Source organism: Pseudomonadota bacterium, from assembly GCA_039024915.1.
GTDB lineage: Bacteria > Pseudomonadota > Alphaproteobacteria > Rhizobiales > MH13 > MH13.
On record JBCCPK010000001.1, the window covers coordinates 335788 to 355417 of the forward strand.

Consider the following 19630-nt stretch of genomic DNA (forward strand, 5'->3'; position numbering starts at 1 on the left):
CGCGACGCCGCTCAAACGGGTGGTCTTACTGCGGCAGAGAGCCGATCTCATCGTCCCAGCGGGCGAGCAGACGGGTGCGCTCCTCACTCGAACCATAGAGCGCAAAATCGTAATCGATCAGCTCGATATCCTCCAGACGAGGCGACGCGTCAGGGGTCGCCGCGTTGACGTTCGATGGGATCTGGAAGCTGTTGGCCGTCGCGCCGATTTCCTGTGCTTCTGGCGTCAGGGCCCAGTCGTAAAAGGCTTTGGCGGAATCCGGATTTGGACCACCCGCAACAATAGACATTGAACCGACCTCGTAGCCTGTGCCCTCGCACGGCGCGACGGCTTGAATGGGCGCTCCCTGCACTGTCTGTGCGACAGCGTCGTGCATGAATACAATACCGATGGCGGTTTCGCCGGTTGCGGCCGCGCGGATCGGGGCCGAGCCTGACTGGGTGTACTGGCTAACATTGGTATGGAGCTGGGCAAGGAACTCAAACGCTTCGTCTTCGCCCATCAACTGCACGACAGTAGCCAGCAGCGTATAAGCTGTACCAGACGAATTGGGATTGGCGACCTGCACGTCATCGGCGAAGCGTTCATCGAGCAGATCCGCCCAGCAAGACGGCGGATTGTCTTCCACCAAGTCGGAATTGTATCCAAATCCGAGGCCACCGGCGTAAATTCCGACGGTTTTGAAGTCAGCGGTTTCCGCCTGACGCACGGCCCAGTCCTGCAACTGGTCGAGCATTGGGGAGCGATACTCCATCGTCAGGCCTTCTTGCGCGGCCTGCAAATGTGGATCGCCAGTTCCACCCCACCAGACATCCCCGCGTGGCTGTTCAGCCTCTGCAGCGAGCTGTGCGAACGTTTCACCCGAAGACCGGCGGGTCATCAGAACCTCGATGCCGGTTTCGCGCTCAAAGGCTTCCGACATCGCCCGGCACCACTCCTCCTGGACGGAGCAGTAAAGTACCAGTTCGTCCGCCTGAGCGGCTGTCGTCGGTACAAGCGTCGCAGTCCCCGCCATCAGTGCCGCGAGCAGCAGAGGTGTCTTTGTCATAATTGTCTCCCGGATGGTGTTTTGGTTTTTATGACGCGCATAAAGGCGCACACCGCAAACAGGCGCAAGCCCCGAAAGGAACTTCGAGGTGCGTTGCGCTCAACCGGAGAGCAGGAATCGTACCGGGCTTGGGCAAGACGGCCTTAAATCGGGGGAGATCGGTTTCAACAAGAACCGAGTCAGGCTGTGCCCTGTAGGCGCCCACTCCCAACTGCAATGCTCTATCAGTACAGACCCACATGCAAAAACGCCGATGGTTTTCCTACCGTTTACCACACCCAAATTTGTGTGACGGTGGGCAGCTGCTTTTGCCATGGGTATGGTGCGCCCAAGAGAGCCGGAGGAGCCGATCATGCCCCCCACGAAAAGCATTGTAACTGTTGGCGAAATCCTTGTGGAATTTGTCTCTCATGAGCGCAACTGCGGTCTGGAGCGGGTGGCGCGCTATTCCGGGCCCTATCCGAGCGGTGCACCGGCGATCTTTCTCGATCAGGCTGCGCGGATGGGCGCAAGGGCGCAGCTTATAGGCGGCGTTGGAGATGACGGTTTTGGGCGTAGTGTGCTGGAGCGCCTGCGGACCGATGGTGTCGGTACCGAGGGCATTACTGTCTCACCCGATCATGCGACGGGGGTCGCGTTCGTGTCCTACTACAATAGCGGAGAGCGCACATTCATCTTCCATCTGCCAGGAACGGCGGCCGACCGCTTCGCAATTCCGCTGGCAAAGCTGAGGGCAGACGACACGATCCTGCATGTCTCGGCCTCGTCTTTGGGCGCACCAAGTCTGCGAGAGAAGATCATGGAAGCGGTCGACGCGGTCAGCGATGCCGGTGGTATGATCAGCTGTGACCCCAATGCGCGGCCCGAGTTGATGCGTGACGCAGCCGCCAAAGCTGCTGTCATGGATGTGGTCGGGCGCAGCACCTATGTCCTGCCCAGCATCAGTGATCTGCAGTTTCTTTATCCGGACATGAGCGAAGACACCGCGATTGCGCACCTGTTGGAAAACGGCGCACAGATTGTCGCGGTTAAACGCGGCGACAAAGGCGCCACGGTCATAGGGCCAGATGGGCCATACGAGTATGACGCGCACCGCGTTGACGAAGTCGACCCAACCGGGGCCGGCGATTGTTTCTGCGGGACTCTGATGGCGCTCTTAGCCCAGGGCGTCCCACTTCAAGAAGCCGGAAGGCAGGCCAATGCAGCGGGCGCAATTGCCGTCACGCGGCTTGGGCCAATGGAAGGCAATTCCACGCCGCAGGAGATCGCAGCCTTCCTTGCTCACGCGGATCAGCCGGGCCTAAGTGCATGAGCGTCGTTCGCAGTCTCATCGAAGCGAACCGCTTGGGCGCTCGCAAAGGTCTGCCGTGCTTCTGCACGGCCAACGAACATGTTTTGAGGGCGGTTCTGGACCAAACGGCCGCCACCGGCTTGCCAACGGTCATTGAGGCCACCTGCAACCAGGTCAATCAGGATGGTGGCTACACGGGCCTCGCCCCGCGGCAGTTCAAGGCCTGGTTAGACGAGCTTGCTACCGATGCCGGGGTACCGATGGACCAGATCATTTTGGGCGGCGATCATCTCGGCCCGAACCCGTGGCGCGCGCGGCCCGTGGATGAGGCAATGGACAAGGCAGGCGAGATGGTGCGGCTGTATGCTGAGGCCGGGTTCACCAAGATCCATTTGGATGCCAGTATGGCCTGCGGCGGCGAACCTGACCCAAGCTTTGAGCAAATTGCGAACCGCGCAGCTGACCTGTGCGCAGTGGCCGAAGCGCACGCTCCCGATCCCGGCAAGCTTATCTATGTCATCGGGACTGAGGTCCCCATACCCGGCGGTGAGATTGACGAACCTGATGCGCTAGACGTGACCTCCGTTGAGCGCTTTCATCAGACGATTTCAACGCATCAGGAAGCGTGGAACGCCCGCGGACTGAATGGAGCGTGGGAGCGCATCGTGTCCGTGGTGACCCAGCCGGGTGTCGATTTTGGTCACACCTCGGTCTACCCGTTTAAACCGGAAAAGGCGCAGCCGCTTGCGCAGTCCATTGCTGAGCATTCGGGCCTGACATTTGAAGCGCATTCAACGGACTACCAAAGCGATGACGCTCTGTCGGCGCTGGTCGACGCACACTTCTTTTTTCTCAAAGTGGGACCGGAGCTGACCTTCCGTTTTCGCGAAGCGGTGTGGGCGCTGGCGAGGCTCGCGGCTGAAAGCGAACAGCCACCAAAACGCGATGTGCGCGCGGTGGTGATGGACGCGATGCAAAAAACGCCGCAACACTGGAGGGACTATTATCGGGGCAACGCGCGCGAAGTGGAGACACTGAAGGTCTTCAGTTACAGTGATCGTATTCGCTACTACTGGTCGGACGCCACGGTTGCAGAAGCGCTCGATGAGTTGATGTCGTTACTCGAGGCTCAACGCATCGCCGAAACCGAGATATCGCAAGCCTTCATGGGCCTCGCGTTCGGCGCGCTTACGTCGGATCCAACAGAGCTGATCAAGCGGCACATCCAGACAAGCGTCCGTCGGTACTTCCAAGCTGCGGGGCATGGCTGATCGGGAGATCCTAGCTATCTGCTTTCACACCATGGAGAAGATCGCCTCGCGCCGCAGATCGCAGCATCCGCGTGCAACGGCATGCTGCGCAAAGGGGAGCAGCACAAAGCGGGGTTTGGCCGTGCCATGCATGAGCAATCCCTCGTAGGCTTCGTCAAGCAGCGGAAGCGATCGTTCCAAGAGCGTCGTGAGGGGTCCGCCGAAAACGAGACTGCCGGGGTTCAGGACGCTGGTAATCGTGGACAGAGCCTGGGCGAGAACCTCGACCCATTCGTGTTGAACTTGCCGTGCGGCGCGCTCGCCTTGGTCTAACGCGTCAACAAAAGCGTCAAGCGAAACGCCTTCGCCGCCCAGCGCACCATAACGCGCCAAAAGGGCAAAGCGGCCAATGAAATTCTCGAGCCTGACAGGCGCTTCGGCAGAGCTTGGTTGCACGAACATGTGGCCAAACTCGCCCGCAAGCCCAGACTGGCCATCCATCAGCTTGCCGCCGCTGAGAATGGATCCGCCCACGCCAACATCCATGGACAGCACGATGGTCATCTCGTCGGGCGCGACATGGCCGCGAATGACCTCGCCCATTGCAAGTGCGTTCGCATCGTTTTCAAGCGAGAGCGGGCCATAATCACCCAAATGGCGAGCCAGTTGATCGCGGAAGGACACATCTTTCCATCCAAGAAAAGGTGCGCGCATGACATAGCCTTCGCGGGTGATGATACCCGGCACCGCAACCGATACCCCGCCGATAGATGGCGCGCCTATCGCGACCTCCTGCACAAGTGACACCACACGATCCAGCATAGCTGCGGGCGCCCTGTCTTCGGTCTTGATTTGTTCGGCGGCCACAACGGTGCCAGCAAGATCCATTCGCAGCGCGATGACGAAACCAATGCCGGCATCAACTCCGATGACGTGACAGTGGTCGGGGTTGATGGACACGCGCTCGCCTGGGCGACCAATGGTGCGGTGCGTATCGTGCTCAGCCGAGCCTGCGGTCCGTACAATGCCTTCTTCCAGCAGCCGCGCGACGACGTTGCCCGCGGTCGCGCGGGTCTGCCCGATCGATCTGCCAAGATCTGCCCGGCTTTGCGGACCTTGCTGTGCAAGGCTCTGCAACAGATTGGCCTCAGCCTTTGAACGCCGCCTCATAATGTTAGGCTCCTGCCAAAGGGAGCAGACGAAGGCGCTGCTTAACCAGTAGCTCCCATCATCAGCCGCACGATCTCCTCATCATTGGTGTCTGCCGGCCTGCGCTCGCCCGCCACGATCCCGCGCGCCAGCACAATAATGCGGTCCGCCGCCGCGAAGATATCCGGCAGATTATGCGAGATCAGAATGATGCCAACACCTTGGGACTTGAGCCTCTCGATCAGCGCCATGACCTCGCGTTGCTCGGGGACCCCAAGGGCGGCGGTCGGCTCGTCCATGATGACCAATTTGGCTTTCCAATGAATAGCCCGCGCGATCGCGATCGCCTGTCTCTGCCCGCCTGAAAGATCGCGCACCGGAGCCGAAGGATCAGGGATAACGATCCCCAGTCCCTTGAGCACCTCCTTGGCCGTCTCTCGCATGGTCCGGCGGTCGACGACGGGAATGCCCAAAAAGCGGCGCGTAGCCTCACGACCAAGATAGAGATTGAGGCCAGGGTCGAGATTGTCGGCCAAAGCTAGGTCCTGGTAGATCGTTTCGATCCCGGTCTGCCGTATTGCGTTCGGTGTCTTACCGGTGAGGCGTTCATCCTGGAACCGAACTTCGCCGCCTGTCGGCGTGTGTACGCCAGAGATCATCTTGATGACCGTTGATTTCCCGGCCCCGTTATCACCCGCAAGCACCACGCACTCGCCCGCGTTGACGCCAAAGGAGACGTCCTTCACGGCCTCGTTGCCGCCGAAGCGTTTGTTCAGGTTCCGAGCTTCGAGGATCGGCGTCATGATTGTGCGCCGGTGAGTTTGTCTCGCGACTGATCGACAAGCACGGCGACGATAATCACGAGGCCCACGGCGACAAACTGCCAGTAGGGCGGCAGACCCGAGAAGACGAGACCGAATTGGATGACAGCGATGATGAACGCTCCGATGACCGTTCCCGTGATCGTCCCCTGTCCGCCCGTCAGGGATGCTCCGCCGATGAACACAGCGGCGACCGCGTACAGCAAGATCGGCTCACCCGCATTGGCTGCACCGGCAGAGAAGCGTCCGGTGTAGACCAATCCGCCCACACCGGCTGTCACGGCCGAGATCACGAAAAGCCAGATCAGATGCTTCTTGACGTCAACGCCGGCCCGCTCAACCGAGGCACGGTTCGCCCCCAGCGCGTAGGTGTGCACCCCGAAACGGGTGTGTGCCAGAAGGTAATGGCAAAGAAACGCCAGCACAGCAGCGACAACCACTGGCACGGGAAACCCCAGAATATCGCCGTTGCCGAAGGCCCGAGCCTCATCGCTTCGGATGGAAACGGTTGCACCACCGGCGACGATCAACGCTCCGCCGCGCGCGACGCCGTATGTTCCCAAAGTTCCGATGAAACTTGGCACGTTGAGGATAGCCACGAGCCAGCCATTGACGAGGCCTACAATGACGGCGGCGAACGTTCCGACCAGCATGGCGAGGATGACAATTCCCCACCCGGAATCTGGCCCCGCGACGCGGATCACCAACGCCATGACGACGGCCGAAAGGCCGGTCGTGAAACCGATCGACAGGTCAATGTGCCCTGCCACGATGACAAGCGTCAGGCCCAGAGCCAGCAGCAGAATCTGAGAGGCTGCGATCGCGATCGACTGGATGTTGTAGACCCGGAAGAGAAATGTCTGCCCGGTTTCAGCGCGCGCATACAGCTCGAAGAAAACGAGGATCGCGAGCAGAAAGATCCATGACCACGCGCCCAAAAGGGGCTTCAGAAACGAAGCCCCTACTGGTTTTTGTGCAGATATATCGCTCATTCAGAGTAGATGAACTTAGCGATATCCGGATCGTCCACATTGTCAGCGTTGATGACCGTGAAGCCGGTACCGATGGAGGTCGGTACCGAGTTACCCGTCAAGACGGCATAGGCGGCCATGACACCGAAGTAACCGATCTCCGCGGGATGCTGCGCAATGGCCGCGTCCACCAAGCCGGTGGAGATATTATCGACAATGCTCTGCGGCGCATCGAACGCAATCACGGTCACGTTGTCGGCTGCCCCTGCCGCTTCAACGCCGTTACCCGCGCCGAGGGCGGAGAACAGGTTGGCACCGAAAACGCCGCTGACGTCGGGGTTACGTGCTAACACGGCGCTAAACTGCGATGCCGCAAGCGAAGCATCGTTTTCGTTGTACTGCGTGTCCAACACGGTGACGCCCGGGAAATTCTCGGCCATTTCAGCCTTGAAGCCCTCTTCGCGCTGGTCTGTGGTCGAGATACCCGGACGCACGTTCGACACGTACACCGTGCCTTCGCCACCAATCGCTTCCGCCATGAAGCGTGCGGCCATGCGGCCACCGCCGACATTGTCGGAAGCGACATAAGCCATTGGGAAGTCGCCATCGCCAGCACCATCCTGGTACAGGCCATCGTCGATGAAGGTGTCGACGGTGATGACGGGAATGCCGGCTTCATGGGCGCGGCGCAGCGGCTCGATCATCTGCGTGGTGTCGGTCGGCGCAATCAAAATGGCATCGGGACCGCGCGCAATCACAGCGTCGAGAACAGGGGTCTGGAGCACGGGATCAAACTCTTCGGCACCCTGGAAATTCACGGTTATGCCGAGAGCTTCAGCGGCAGCTTGTGCGCCGCGGTTCATGGTGATGTAAAAGGCGTCCGTTGTGAGACCCGGCACCAACGTGATATTGATGTCGTCCTGGGCGACGGCGGGCCCCGCCAAACCCAGCGTTGCCGCGCACACTGCGGCCTTCATGAAATTGCGCATGCTGACTTCCTCCGTTTTATAGCTGGCCTTTGGCCATTCTTGTTGTTTTCGGCACATGGCCGGGGCGGTCTGAACGTGAGCTCGACACGACCACCTTCCGACATCGTATCCTTCTTTTACAAATTGTCCAGAACGCAGCGACCGTTACGGCCAGCGGCTCAGCAGGCGGTGTAACCGCCATCAATGGGAAGCGCGACTCCGGTGATCATGGATGCCCCATCAGACAGCAGGAAAGCGACCGGTGCCGCGATCTCATCCTCAGTGGCCCAACGCCCAAGGGGCATCGCTTCAAGGAACGGCTTTTCAATATCTGGCCGTCCCCAATACCAAGCCGACATTGGGGTCATGACAACAGTGGGATGAACTCCGTTGACCCGGATGCCGTGCTTGCCCAGTTCGAGAGCGGATACCCGTGTGATGTTGTCGAGGGCCGCCTTCGATGCGCCATATGAAATGTGACCCTTCAAGGCGACCAGCGCGGCTTGGCTGGAAACATTGACGATCGCGCCGCCCTGACCCAGTCGGATCATCGTCTGCGAGGCATATTTGGTGACCAGCAGCGCCCCGCGCGTGTTGATCGCAATTGCCTTGTCGAAAATCTCGATGTCGGTATCCATCGGCGTCGCGATCTCGCCTCCGAAGCCCGCGCAGTTGACGACGCCCCACAGATCGAGGCCTTCCAAAGCCTCGCGAACGCTGTCTTCGCTGGTAACATCAAACGCCAGCGCCTGTGCTCCGGTTTCCTTCGACAGTGCGTTGAGCTTGTCCGTATCGGTGCCGCTGGCGATTACCGGGACTTGAAGGCTGGTCAGATGCCGGACAATGGCACCGCCAATGCCGCCGCTTGCGCCGGTTACCAGAACGGGTCCAGCGATGTTCAGACCGCTTGCAGAAGACGCCATCAAAGCCCTCCCTTTCTTCTTGTTTGCCACCATGGATGGCCGGTTTTATCGCGTGGCAAGAGCCCCCGCAGCTTGCCTTTGTCGGTTGGCCATAGCATAGCGACCTGCAAACAAAAGCAATGCTACATGAGCTTCGAACGTTCGCATGACCCATGAAATGACGACCGCCGAGCGGCGCGGATACCAACAAATCTGCGCCCAGAACGGAATGATGATGGTGGTTGCAGCCGATCAGCGCGGCGGGATGCGCAAGGTCCTTGCAGACACGCCAGAAGCGCAATCAGCTATTGATGAGAAGACCCTCGGACACGTCAAATCGGGGATCGTCAGGCATCTGGCCAACAAGGCGTCCTGCATCCTCCTCGATGCGGTGTGCGCGGTACCTGACGTGGTCGATGACGGCACACTGGCACGAGACACCGCCCTTCTGATTGGACTTGATGCGTCAGGCTGGGACACCGATGAAAATGGCTTCCGGATCTCCAAACTGGTTCCCGGAACAACCGCGCGCCGGGTCCGTGAATTGGGCGGAACAGGCGCCAAACTGATGGTGTATCTGCGCTCGGACACGCCCAACGCCAATACCGCTAACATGGAAACGATCCGTCAGTGCGTGGCAGACTTCGCCACCGAAGACCTTCTGCTTGTGGTGGAGTTCTTGACCTATCAGCTCGAAGGGGAGAGCGATGCGGACTACGCGGCGGCCTTTCCTGACCTGATTATTGGCGGCACGAAGATCTGCATCGAGTTGGGCTCCAAGGTCCTCAAGCTACCCTATCCGGGTCATGCGGAAGCGTGCCGGAAAGTCACCGATCTGTGCAACGGCATACCCTGGGCCGTTCTCTCAGCGGGTGTCGATCACGAGACTTTCCTTGGCCAGGTTGAGACTGCCATGCAGAACGGGGCTTCGGGTGTCATCGCTGGGCGTGCGCTTTGGAAGGATTGCATATCGCTCGATGATGCTGTGCTCGCCGACCGCCTTGAGACCATCGCGAGCGCTCGTCTGGCTGAAATCCAGGCGATTTTGCAGCGCTACGCATGACGTACCGCGGCGTGCGATCGCCGACTGGTCACCATCGATGAACACGCCTGCGCGCACGGCAATCGGCGTGGATGTCGGCGGCACCAACATCAGGGCAGCGCGCATCGATGCCTCTGGAAGCATCCTTGAGCATCGCATTGAAAAGGTTGAGCGGGGCCGCGAAGAGTTCGCCCGACAGATCAGCGCAATGGTCGGCGGCGTAAAGGATGCCAGCTGCATCGGCGTTGGGGTCGGCATACCCGGTCGGGTTGAGGCTCACCACAATCGCATTCTATCCGCAGGTTACCTTGATATCGCGGGCCTCGACCTTGTTGGCCTTCTCGACGGCACGCATGGTCTACCAGCGACCTTGGAAAACGACGCTCTGATGGCCTTGATCGCGGAGGTGCATTGGCGACCGCAGTTGAAGGACGGGCTCATCCTGATGGTAACGATCGGCACCGGAATTGGTGGGGCAATCGTTCACGATGAGATGCCGTGGTATGGCGGTGGCCTCGCCGGGCAGTTCGGTCACATCGTTGTAGGGAACGCGGACGGCGAACCGGGCGACGTGCGATGCAATTGCGGTCGCTATGGCTGCGTTGAGACTTACAGCTCTGGGACCGCACTGCGCGCCCTCATCAAGCAAGCAGGCCTCCCCGAGGACCTTAGGGCAAGCGATCTGTTGGCGCGCGCTCAAGCGGGCGACAGCATCGCTTCCGACATCCTGGACCGTTGGAGCGTGCCGTTTCAGCGTGCGCTTGAAACGCTGACCTCGGCGTTTGATCCGCGGCTGATCATCATCGGCGGTGGGCTAGGTGAGCAGATGGTCCAAGCGCTGCAAAGAACCGAGCAGCGCAGCGCGTGGTTTGAGGTGCCGGTCGAGGCCGCCATCTTGAAGGATGATGCGGGCGTGATCGGCGCGGGGCTGCATTGCTTCCCCCTATCACAACGCATGGCAGCACGGGCATGAAGCGCGCGGTGCTCATCAATGGCGTGCCCGCAAGCGGCAAATCAACGGTGGCTGCCAGCCTGGTCGCCTACTTACAAACGAATAGTGTCATGGCGATCCCTCTGACCCTGGATGTGGTCAAGGAGGCGCTCTTCAATCATGTTGGCACGGGCGACCGGGAGCACAACCGTATGCTTGGCCGCGCAAGCTATGAAGCGATCTTTTCGAGCATCGCCGCTTTTCCCGATGAGGTCGTACCCGTGGTGGATGCATGGCACGGCTTTCAGCCGACCGAGATCGTTGAACAACGCCTCAGCATGGCAAAAATCGAGCGCTGCGTTGAGATTTGGTGCAAGGTCTCACCACAGTGCGCGGCGGAGCGTTACAGGGCTCGCGCTGATGAACGGCGAACGGGCCACCCGCCAGCCTCTTATGCGCTGGAACTTCAAGCGTTGGCCGAAAAGGCCAAACCGCTCGGCTTAGGGCCGGTTATTGAGATCGACACCGAAAGGCCACTTGATCAAGTGCGTTTTGCGCGCGTCTTGGCACATCTGGCGACCAGTTCTTTCTGATAGACAAGGATGGCAGCAGGCTGCAAACCGGCTTTGTTCTGATCGAAAAGGAACATTTGAAGACTGTTCACGCCGTGGTCGCCGGGTGCTGCTTGGCTTCCAAGTCTCTATCAGACGTTCGGACAACCGCCTTTTGCAAGCGTGTTGGCAAGGTCGCTTGAACCTGTGAAATCATCGCCGTTGCAACCAAGCTTCATGGTCATCTTTCAAACCCGATTGAGGCCCATGCCCGATAACAACTCCACCAGGACATCGCGCGCATGCATGCGATGGAGCTGGTGGCGGGTTCTGGCCTGCTCGGCGTCTCCCTTGCGGATCGCATCGCTCACGGCCCGATGATCCTCGTTAGATTTCAACGGCAAAGGTCGAACAAAAAGCGTGACCCAACGGGCTCGACGAACCTGGTTGCTCATTCGCTCGACGATTTCTTCGATACGGCTATTGCCGCCTAGGCGCACAAGCTCGCGGTGGAAGTCATCGTCCGCCACGGCCCAAGCCTGTCGGTCCTCGCGAGCAATGGCCCGGTCCATGCGCTCGATGGCATCTGTCAGGTCAGCAAGGTCCTCGTCTTGATACCCAGCCTTGGCGGCATTCTCAGCAGCCAGACTTTCAAGCGCGGTCAGGACATCGTAGATATCGCGCATATCGTTGGGAGAGATCGGTAATATGCGAACGCCCTTGCGCGGGCGCACCGACAACAGGCCCTGCCCTTCCAACATGACGACGGCCTCGCGAACCGGCGTTCGGGACATTCCCAGTCGATCTGCGAGTTCGGATTCCAGATGGTCGGAACCGGGGGACAGGTCGCCGGAGAATATCAATTCCCTGATCGCGGCTGCGGCCCGCTGGGAGTTTGATTGGGTTTTTTCGGTCTGCGCGTCCATCACATTGCCAGTTCTAGCTTCTGTCCGGTTTCGGCAGACTTATAGATCGCCTCTTCGACTTCGATAACCTTCAGGTAGTCCTGCGCCGCATTCTCGACCGCGCTGCCATCAACAATTCCCTCGATAACGTGACTTTGAAGCGCGTGGACGCAATCCCCGCCAAACTCCGGGCTCGTATCTGGGGAACGGATCATCTGACGACTGGAGCGTCCGAAACGGCGCAGGCCGACCGAGCCATCACCAAGCAGGTCGATCGAACCCTTTGTGCCTTCGATCAACGCCTCACCCATAGTCCTGCGAGGGTTATCACTGGCGTGGTCAAGCAGACGGTTGCCATCGAACAACGCCCGAACCCCACTGGCATGATCAAACAGAATGTGCCCCGAATCCTCGCCTGCGATAGCAGGGTTTAGACGCCGCAGATCAGCGTAAACAGCGACCAACTCACCGAACAAATATTGGAAGGTGTCGATCCAGTGCACAGCCGTTTCGTGGACCAGAAACCGCTCCATGGACTGAAAATAGGGCTGACGGTCGAGGTAAGCGCGAAGACCCTGACCATCGCCCGGCCGCAGTCTGAAGGTCATCTGCAACACTTCACCGATCAGGGCGTCATCAATCGCTGACTTGATGCACCGATACCAGGGTTGAAAGCGAAAGTTTTCGTGGATCACAAGGATAGCATCGGCCTGTCGCGCTTTGGCGACAATCGTGCGTGCCTCGTGAAGTGATCGGCAAAATGGCTTCTGGCAGATGATCCACTTCACGCCGTGCGCAAGGGCGGTCGAGATAGCTTGAGCCTGAGCTGCCGGTGGGACGATGATATCCAGCACCGTGGGGTTCTGGCTCTTGAGCATCGCTGGCAGGTCATCGAACGAGGCAACGCCGGTTGCCTGCGCCTTCGCGATATCCTGATCGCATACACCAACGAGCTTGACGCTGGGCATGCGTAACCAGCTGCGGATATGGAACTGACTGAAGTAGCCCGCGCCGACACAGGCGACCGTTACTTCATCGACGGGCTGCGGGTTCATGAGACGAAGAGAGCGCTCAATACCGCTTCAGCCGCCTCATTTGTGGTCGCCCGCCCCTTCAGATCGCGGGTGAGTGTGGACGCCTCATCGATCACGGCGTCAACGGCGTCACGCAGCTTTCGGCCGTCGCGACGCATCTCACTGAGGTCGTGCTGGGTGCCCAGCCATTCCAACATCATCGCAGCAGACAAGATCATCGCGAGCGGGTTTGCGATGCCTTGGCCCGCAATGTCAGGAGCCGACCCGTGGCATGGCTGAAAGACAGCGTGGTTCTCACCAATATCCGCCGACGGGGCCAGACCGAGACCGCCCATCAAGCCCGCTCCCAAGTCCGACAGAATGTCCCCGAACATGTTCTCGGTCACCATGACGTCGAAAGACCAGGGCTTTTCGATCATCCACAGCGCCGCCGCATCAACATACGCATGATCGGCGGTCAGGGCCGGCCAGTTGACGGCCTCGTCGTTAAACAGCTGCCGGAAATAGGCGAAGGCACGAAAGACGTTTGCCTTGTCGACGCATGTCACGCGGCCTGGACCGTCACCGTTCGCCTTGCGGTCTGCTGCAAGGTTGAAGGCAAACCGAAAGAGCTTTTCTGATGTTGTCCTGGTTATGCGCAGAGTTTCCCGCGCTTCGTTCTCGCTGACTTGCCCCGCGCCCAGCGAGAAGAACAAACCCTCGGTGCTCTCACGTATCAAAACGAAATCAACCGCCTTGCCTTTTGGTATCCGTAAGGGGCTGGCCTGTCCTGCGCGAATGCGAACCGGCCGCACACCGGCAAACAGATCAAGCTGCATGCGTAGTTCGATCTGCGGCGTGATCTCGGTACCGTCAGGATAGCGGACATCGGGCAGCCCCATGGCCGCCAGCAGAATGGCATCCGATCGACGCGCACGGTCCAGCGACTGGTCCGGAAGAGATGCGCCCGTTTGAGCGTAATGCCCCGCACCTGCAGCTAGGCTGACGAGATTGAGGCCATAACTCTTGGCACCCTTCTGTATCTCACGGAGGATCTCGAGGGTTGGCGCCATGATCTCCGGACCAATCCCATCACCGGGGAAAACCGCGATCTCAAAAGTCTTAGCCATGGTTTCTTCTCTGTAGGTCGCCTGCAGTCGGGAATGACAGGTACGTGGCGAATGTCAACTTGACAACGCATACATTAATGCATACACAAAATAATGCAATACAAAATGCGTTAATGAGGGGAAACGTCAATGTTTGAGAAAATCAATACGGTTGCCGCACTGGCGATCAGCGCGGTCGCACTGGGCTCCGCGGCAACAACTGCCACCGCTCAGGAATATCCATTCCGCGACATAACCACGGCCGTCGTCTGGGGAGCGGGTGGTGGTACCGACACCATCAACCGCATGATCATGGCCGAGATGGAGGCATTCCTTCCGGTGTCGATCAATGTGATCAACCAGACCGGTGGCGTCGCTGGATCCAACGGGATGGTCTACGTCGCCAACCAGCCAGACGATGGTTACACGCTGGTTGGCCTATCAGAATCAAACGTTACAGCTGCCGTTCAAGGCGGTTGGACCGAACGCTTCGATTACTGGTACCCGTTCATCGTCGGTGGATCACCGGACCTCGTGTCGGTGCCAGCCAACAGCCCGCATGAAACCCTCCAAGAGCTCATAGAGGCAGCACAGGCAGCTCCAGGTACGATCCCCGCCGCCGCCAGTGGCGCAGGTTCCATTCACCACCTCAACCTACTTGCCCTGCAGAACGGAGCAGATGCTGAGTTTCTATTCGTGCCCTATCAAGGCTCCGCTCCGGGCCAGGAGGCGGCGATCGCGGGAGAAGTTCAGCTTGTGGTCACCTCGCTTGCCGAGCAGGCAGCTCTGATCGAAGGTGGACAGTTGTTGCCGCTGGCCATGCTCACACCGGACAGCGTTGAGATCGCAGGGATGACCGTTCCATCGGCCTTCGACATGTATGATGGGCTCGACCAGTACCTGCCGCTTATGCAAGCGATCGGCTTTGCTGTTCATGACTCTGCGCCTGATGAGGTCAAGCAGGTTCTGAGCGAAGCCTTCTCACAAGCGATTCAAAGTGACACCGTCGCGGAGTGGGCCGCCGCAAACAATTACGCGGTCTCCGGCGCCCATGGTGAGGACGCTCAGGAAATATTCTCCACGCTTGAATCCAACTTTGCCTACACCTTGCAGGAACTGGGAGCGACGACCGTCGATCCATCCTCGCTGGGCATTGAAGCGCCCTGATCGAGACCCTAGACACCTGACGCGCGCGATGATGGTTGCGCGCGTCGGCATGCCACGGAGACGCGTCGATGGCCGAAAGCAACGATATCGCAACGTTGCGCACGCGCGACTTTTGGGCAGCGCTCGTTCTAATTGGGCTGTCACTATTCTTCCTCGCCGAAACGCTTACCATCCCCATCTTGGGAGAGAACCGGGCGGGCGTTAGCGGCGCAGCTTGGTACAACTCGGCTGCAATCGTTCCCTTGGGGATCTTCTCAGGTCTTCTGGTTCTCGCACTGGTTCTGTTGATGACGTCCATCCGGGCCGGTGGAGCAGCGCGGGCCATGTCCGCCATCGGCCTTGGCTGGAACGCGCAGGAAGCATGGCGCGCAGCCGCGGTTGTGATCATCATCGCAAGCTACATCGCCGGACTGGTGCCACGGGTGGACTTCATCGTCTGCACCGGTCTTCTGATCACCGCCCTGATCTTTGGTTTCCACGGCGGGTTTCGCGCACGCGCACTGATCGCGATGGCGTTCGTGGCGGCACCGGCAGCCTTTGCGCTCGTGTTCTTCCCCGCCCAAGCTGATTGGCGGTCACACACCGATGACTGGGTCACGCTGACCTGCTGGGTTGCGCTGACCGGCGTCGTGCTGTGGATGGGGCGAGGATCGCGCGTGACGCGGTTTATCCCGTTCGTCTCCGTGCTCGCGCCGGTCATTCTTGTGACGGCGATGGCATTCGGCTTTCGCCAGAATGTGCCGGCGCGAACGGGTTTGCTGTTCACCAAGATCGAGTACCACTACTATGTCACCCTTCGCCCGCTGTGGAGGGACTGACGTGGAGTTCGTTGCCTCGCAGCTTTCAGGATTTGGCGTGCAGTTCGCTGGCCTCGTTGTTGACCCGCTTACTTACATCTATCTGGTCAGCTCGGTATTCCTCGGCATTACATTCGGCGCGCTGCCGGGGCTGACCGCAACGCTCGCGGTGACCATTCTCACCGGGTTCTTCGGCAACAAAATTCCACTCGATTATTCGCTTATCGCGCTTTTGGGCGCGTATGTCGGCGCCATTTATGGCGGCTCCTACCCGTCGATCCTTCTCAATATTCCGGGCACCGCGGCAAGTGCGGCGACCGCCATGGATGGGTACCCCTTGGCCAAGGCTGGCCGGGGTGGGGAAGCGCTTGGCCTGACCACCACCGCCAGTTTCATCGGCACGGTGATTGGGACCATGGCCTTACTGATTTTCGTTTGGGCGCTTCTGTTGATTTCGCAGAACATTGCAAGCCCGGAAAAGGCAATGCTGGCGCTGTTTGGTATTCTTTTGTCCGGCACGTTGATGAGCGAGGACCTCGCGATAAAGGGCTGGATCGCGGGCCTGATTGGCCTCGCAATGGCGATGGTTGGCCTCGACCCACTGCTTTCGGAGCCGCGCTACACCTTTGGCTGGTCTTACATGTTGTCCGGGTTCCAGGTGGTCCCGGTCCTGATGGGCGCATTTGCCGTTCCGCAGATCATCGAGGGTATGCGGCATGTCGCCAGTGGCAAGGTCCAGCCATTGCAAGGGCGGATCTTGCCCAACATGGCCGCCATCCGCCGCCATCTCCCGACCATTGGCCGTTCCGGTGTCATCGGAACCGGCGTTGGCGCACTTCCCGGCGTCGGTGAGGATGTGGCGGGCTGGGTGAGCTATGGCGTCGGGAAGACAGTCAGCAAAGATGGCAAGAACTTCGGCAAGGGGAGCCTTGAAGGTCTGCTGTCATCGGAGACCGCCAACAATGCCTGCATCGGCGGCGCGCTGATCCCGCTGTTGGTCCTGGGCATACCTGGCTCGCCGCCAGCAGCGGCTCTCATGGGAGCGTTGAAGATCAACAATGTCATTCCCGGCCCCACAATTGATCCCGCGCTGATCCTGCAGGTTGTGGCGATCCTGGTCCTGGCATCCCTGACCATGTTCCTGATGGGCCTGTTCGCGGCCCGCGTCTTTATCATGATCCTCCGGCTGCCGCAGACCGTTTTCTTGCCCATCGTGATGGCGCTGACGACGATCGGCTCTTTCAGCGTCGGTGGCGGTATCAACGACCTCTACCTGATGTTGGGCGTCGGGGTGGTCGCCTATTTTATGAACCTCATGAAGTACCCCATCGCGCCGCTGGTGATTGGCGTCATCCTTGGTGGCCTGCTCGACGAGACCTTTCGGCGATCGTTGCTGATATCCGGTGGCGATCTCTCAGTTTTCATCTCGCGGCCGGGCGCAGCCATTCTTTTGTCGCTCAACGTCGCCCTGGTTCTCAGTCAGCTACCCCTTGCAAAACGCATGTTCGCCAAACTGACGAACAAGGAAGCGTGATGTACGCCGTCACGGTCCACTTCTCGGTCAGGAGTGACACAGTCACCGCGTTCCTACCCCTTATGTTGGATAATGCGGCGACGTCTTTGCGGGACGAGCCCGGCTGTCACCAGTTCGACGTGTGCTGGAACGATGATGAGCCGGCCGAGATCTTTCTCTACGAGATATACCAGGACAGAGCGGCCTTCGACGCTCACCTCAACAGTTCACATTTCCAGCGCTTCGACACGGCCGTCGCTGACATGGTAGTGGCCAAAAGCGCGAAGACATTTCAGCAGGTTCAGCATGACACCTTGGGAAGTATACGCTGTCAAATATGCGGATCGGAATGCACGCCTTCGTGGCGACAGTTTTATCTTCGATGACCGCCATGACGCGCCGCATCCCATGGACTACTTCATGTGGCTGTTACGCCGGGACAACGAGATCATTCTCGTCGATACTGGCTATGACGAGGCGGAAGCAGCGGCTCGCGAACGGCCCATCCTCAAAAACCCGCGCGAGGCGCTGGCGCCGCTTGGTGTGACGCCAGAGGACGTCACCGAACTGATCGTCACCCATTTGCACTATGATCATGCCGGCGGGCTTCATCTGTTTCCCAATGCCCGACTCCATATCCAGGCCGCTGAGATGGCCTACGCAACCGGTCCGTGCATGTGCCACGATACGCTGCGTATGCCCTTTACCGCTGGCCATGTTTGCGAGGCGATCAGACGGCTGTATTCGGGAAAGGTCGCTTTCTACGATGGCGACGCGCAGATTGCCGAGGGTGTCACGGTGCACCGGATCGGCGGCCATTCGCGCGGGCTCCAATCGGTGCGTGTATCAACGTCCGCTGGATGGCTTGTGCTCGCATCCGACGCGGCGCACTTTTATGAGAATTACGAGGCTCGCAAACCTTTTCCCATCGTCGTCGATCTGCAGGACATGTTGGACGGATTTGACACGCTTTATCGTTTGGCCTCCTGGCCTAACCTCATTATCCCTGGCCACGACCCATTGGTCATGCAGCGCTTCCCATCCGGTCCGGCGGACCACATCGTGCGGCTGGACAGCGGCCCCGAACGATAGTTTTGCCCGGTGCTACCAACAAGCGCAGCACGCCGGTCGGCGCTTTGGGCACAACACGTCTGGGTCGTCACCGGCTCGGTAGAGACGAAGATACACATCGAGGCGTGGTTGCGCCCTTCCATTGGTTGTGAATTCGGTAGGCGGACTTGCCACGCGCACCAGATGCGCACCAGTCCGCACCTTCGGCAAGCCTAACGCCTAGACCGGAGCCGATCACTGCCGATAGGTGAACGTGACATGGATTACTGGACCGAAATCAACACCGCTTACTGCGTCGCGAAGGCGGGCACGATCAGCAAGGCCGCAAGGATGCTCGGCGTCCACCGAGCCACCGTGAACCGGCATATTGACGCCCTCGAAAAGCACCTGGGGGCGCGGTTGTTTATCCGGCACAATCGCGGGTACCAACTCACGGAGATTGGTCAGGAATTTTTCGATTCAGCCGATCGCGCCCATGACATCTTGGACGATTTTGTCGGGCAGGCTAAAGTCAAGAACGTCGGAGTGGAGGGGGAAGTGATCATCACGACCCTCTTGCCGATCTCGACATTCCTGATGCCAGCCCTGCACGCGTTTCGCCGGGACCATCCGAAATCGAGGGTGGCCCTATTGACCGGCGCCGAGCAGCTCAGACTGGAGCGTGCCGAAGCGCATATTGCCGTTCGAGCCGGGCACAAACCCGATAAGGGCGACTACGTCGTGCAGCAGTTTTGCGTGCTGGACTTCGCGCTATTTGCACATGCGTCCTACCTTGAAGCTCACGGCCAACCGGGCGGCCTCGACGACCTGGCCGACCATGATTTTGTGGGAAACCCGATAGCCGATTCGCCAAAGAGATTTGAAGCATGGCTGAGCGAGAACGTTCCGATTGAGCGTGTGGTGTTCCGTTCCGGCGATGCTTTCCTCCAGGAGCGCGCGATCCGCGACGGTATGGGGATCGGCTTTCTGCCGGTGGCCGAGTCAGAACCGAACCCCGACTTGCATCAGATCGGTCCGTCACTTGACGAATGGACGGTCAATGTCTGGCTGGTGACCCATGCCGATGTTCATCGCACACGGAAAATACAAGCCATGTTGGCGCACCTTAAGGCACTCAAGCTCTGAGCGCGC

20 protein-coding genes are annotated in these 19630 nt (G+C 59.5%); 11 read left to right on the forward strand and 9 right to left on the reverse strand.

All coding sequences use genetic code 11. The features are described 5' to 3' along the window. Positions 1-25: 25 nt before the first annotated feature. On the reverse strand, positions 26-1048 hold the full coding sequence (locus AAF739_01625) for an ABC transporter substrate-binding protein (GenBank protein ID MEM6381344.1): 1023 nt from the start codon (positions 1046-1048) through the stop codon (positions 26-28). 352 nt (positions 1049-1400) lie between these two features. On the opposite strand from AAF739_01625, the gene AAF739_01630 reads away from it, so the two are divergent. After that, positions 1401-2360 carry a sugar kinase gene (locus AAF739_01630; GenBank protein ID MEM6381345.1) on the forward strand — a complete coding sequence of 320 codons (960 nt, stop codon included), beginning with the start codon at positions 1401-1403 and terminating at the stop codon, positions 2358-2360. After that, positions 2357-3610, forward strand: coding sequence for a class II D-tagatose-bisphosphate aldolase, non-catalytic subunit (locus AAF739_01635; protein ID MEM6381346.1), 1254 nt, complete (start codon positions 2357-2359; stop codon positions 3608-3610). Before AAF739_01630 ends, AAF739_01635 begins: the two co-directional genes overlap by 4 nt. 24 nt (positions 3611-3634) lie before the next feature. On the opposite strand, the gene AAF739_01640 is transcribed toward AAF739_01635, so the two are convergent. The 5 genes from AAF739_01640 to AAF739_01660 all read right to left on the reverse strand — a co-directional run bounded on the left by AAF739_01640 (position 3635) and on the right by AAF739_01660 (position 8421). Further along, complete coding sequence (locus AAF739_01640; GenBank protein MEM6381347.1) at positions 3635-4759, reverse strand: ROK family transcriptional regulator; 1125 nt, start codon at positions 4757-4759, stop codon at positions 3635-3637. Positions 4760-4800: 41 nt separating this feature from the next. Beyond that, positions 4801-5541 carry an ATP-binding cassette domain-containing protein gene (locus AAF739_01645; protein ID MEM6381348.1) on the reverse strand — a complete coding sequence of 247 codons (741 nt, stop codon included), beginning with the start codon at positions 5539-5541 and terminating at the stop codon, positions 4801-4803. Continuing rightward, entirely contained in the window at positions 5538-6551 is a 1014-nt protein-coding gene (locus tag AAF739_01650; GenBank protein MEM6381349.1) for a ribose ABC transporter, read from the reverse strand. Before AAF739_01650 ends, AAF739_01645 begins: the two co-directional genes overlap by 4 nt. Continuing rightward, positions 6548-7519, reverse strand: a complete 972-nt coding sequence (locus tag AAF739_01655; GenBank protein ID MEM6381350.1) for an ABC transporter substrate-binding protein — start codon at positions 7517-7519, stop codon at positions 6548-6550. Before AAF739_01655 ends, AAF739_01650 begins: the two co-directional genes overlap by 4 nt. 158 nt (positions 7520-7677) lie before the next feature. Continuing rightward, a complete protein-coding gene (locus tag AAF739_01660) occupies positions 7678-8421 on the reverse strand; it encodes an SDR family oxidoreductase (protein ID MEM6381351.1) in 744 nt (247 codons plus the stop codon). A gap of 145 nt (positions 8422-8566) precedes the next feature. Between AAF739_01660 and AAF739_01665 the strand changes: the two genes are divergently transcribed. The 3 genes from AAF739_01665 to AAF739_01675 are packed head-to-tail and all read left to right on the forward strand — an operon-like array spanning position 8567 to position 10966. Continuing rightward, positions 8567-9463: a tagatose-bisphosphate aldolase gene (locus AAF739_01665; GenBank protein MEM6381352.1), complete on the forward strand. Its 897-nt coding sequence runs from the start codon at positions 8567-8569 to the stop codon at positions 9461-9463. Between the two features lie 37 nt (positions 9464-9500). Then, complete coding sequence (locus AAF739_01670; protein MEM6381353.1) at positions 9501-10415, forward strand: ROK family protein; 915 nt, start codon at positions 9501-9503, stop codon at positions 10413-10415. After that, positions 10412-10966 carry an AAA family ATPase gene (locus AAF739_01675; protein MEM6381354.1) on the forward strand — a complete coding sequence of 185 codons (555 nt, stop codon included), beginning with the start codon at positions 10412-10414 and terminating at the stop codon, positions 10964-10966. The genes AAF739_01670 and AAF739_01675 overlap by 4 nt, the downstream gene beginning before the upstream one ends. 206 nt (positions 10967-11172) lie before the next feature. On the opposite strand, the gene AAF739_01680 is transcribed toward AAF739_01675, so the two are convergent. From AAF739_01680 to AAF739_01690, 3 genes are read right to left on the reverse strand one after another with little or no spacing between them, the layout of a single operon-like run. Then, positions 11173-11850: a GntR family transcriptional regulator gene (locus AAF739_01680; GenBank protein ID MEM6381355.1), complete on the reverse strand. Its 678-nt coding sequence runs from the start codon at positions 11848-11850 to the stop codon at positions 11173-11175. Continuing rightward, positions 11850-12884 carry a Gfo/Idh/MocA family oxidoreductase gene (locus AAF739_01685; GenBank protein ID MEM6381356.1) on the reverse strand — a complete coding sequence of 345 codons (1035 nt, stop codon included), beginning with the start codon at positions 12882-12884 and terminating at the stop codon, positions 11850-11852. The genes AAF739_01680 and AAF739_01685 overlap by 1 nt, the downstream gene beginning before the upstream one ends. Next, positions 12881-13972 (reverse strand): isocitrate/isopropylmalate family dehydrogenase, encoded by a 1092-nt coding sequence (locus AAF739_01690; protein ID MEM6381357.1) that lies wholly within the window; start codon positions 13970-13972, stop codon positions 12881-12883. Before AAF739_01690 ends, AAF739_01685 begins: the two co-directional genes overlap by 4 nt. A gap of 129 nt (positions 13973-14101) precedes the next feature. On the opposite strand from AAF739_01690, the gene AAF739_01695 reads away from it, so the two are divergent. From AAF739_01695 to AAF739_01720, 6 genes are all read left to right on the forward strand, one after another. Next, positions 14102-15118: a tripartite tricarboxylate transporter substrate-binding protein gene (locus AAF739_01695; protein MEM6381358.1), complete on the forward strand. Its 1017-nt coding sequence runs from the start codon at positions 14102-14104 to the stop codon at positions 15116-15118. Positions 15119-15186: 68 nt separating this feature from the next. After that, entirely contained in the window at positions 15187-15936 is a 750-nt protein-coding gene (locus AAF739_01700; GenBank protein MEM6381359.1) for a hypothetical protein, read from the forward strand. 1 nt (position 15937) lies between these two features. After that, positions 15938-17449, forward strand: coding sequence for a tripartite tricarboxylate transporter permease (locus AAF739_01705; GenBank protein MEM6381360.1), 1512 nt, complete (start codon positions 15938-15940; stop codon positions 17447-17449). Then, positions 17449-17814, forward strand: a complete 366-nt coding sequence (locus tag AAF739_01710) for a putative quinol monooxygenase (GenBank protein ID MEM6381361.1) — start codon at positions 17449-17451, stop codon at positions 17812-17814. The genes AAF739_01705 and AAF739_01710 overlap by 1 nt, the downstream gene beginning before the upstream one ends. Further along, on the forward strand, positions 17735-18520 hold the full coding sequence (locus AAF739_01715) for an N-acyl homoserine lactonase family protein (protein MEM6381362.1): 786 nt from the start codon (positions 17735-17737) through the stop codon (positions 18518-18520). Before AAF739_01710 ends, AAF739_01715 begins: the two co-directional genes overlap by 80 nt. Positions 18521-18757: 237 nt before the next feature. Then, positions 18758-19624, forward strand: a complete 867-nt coding sequence (locus tag AAF739_01720) for a LysR family transcriptional regulator (GenBank protein ID MEM6381363.1) — start codon at positions 18758-18760, stop codon at positions 19622-19624. Positions 19625-19630 lie beyond the last annotated feature (6 nt).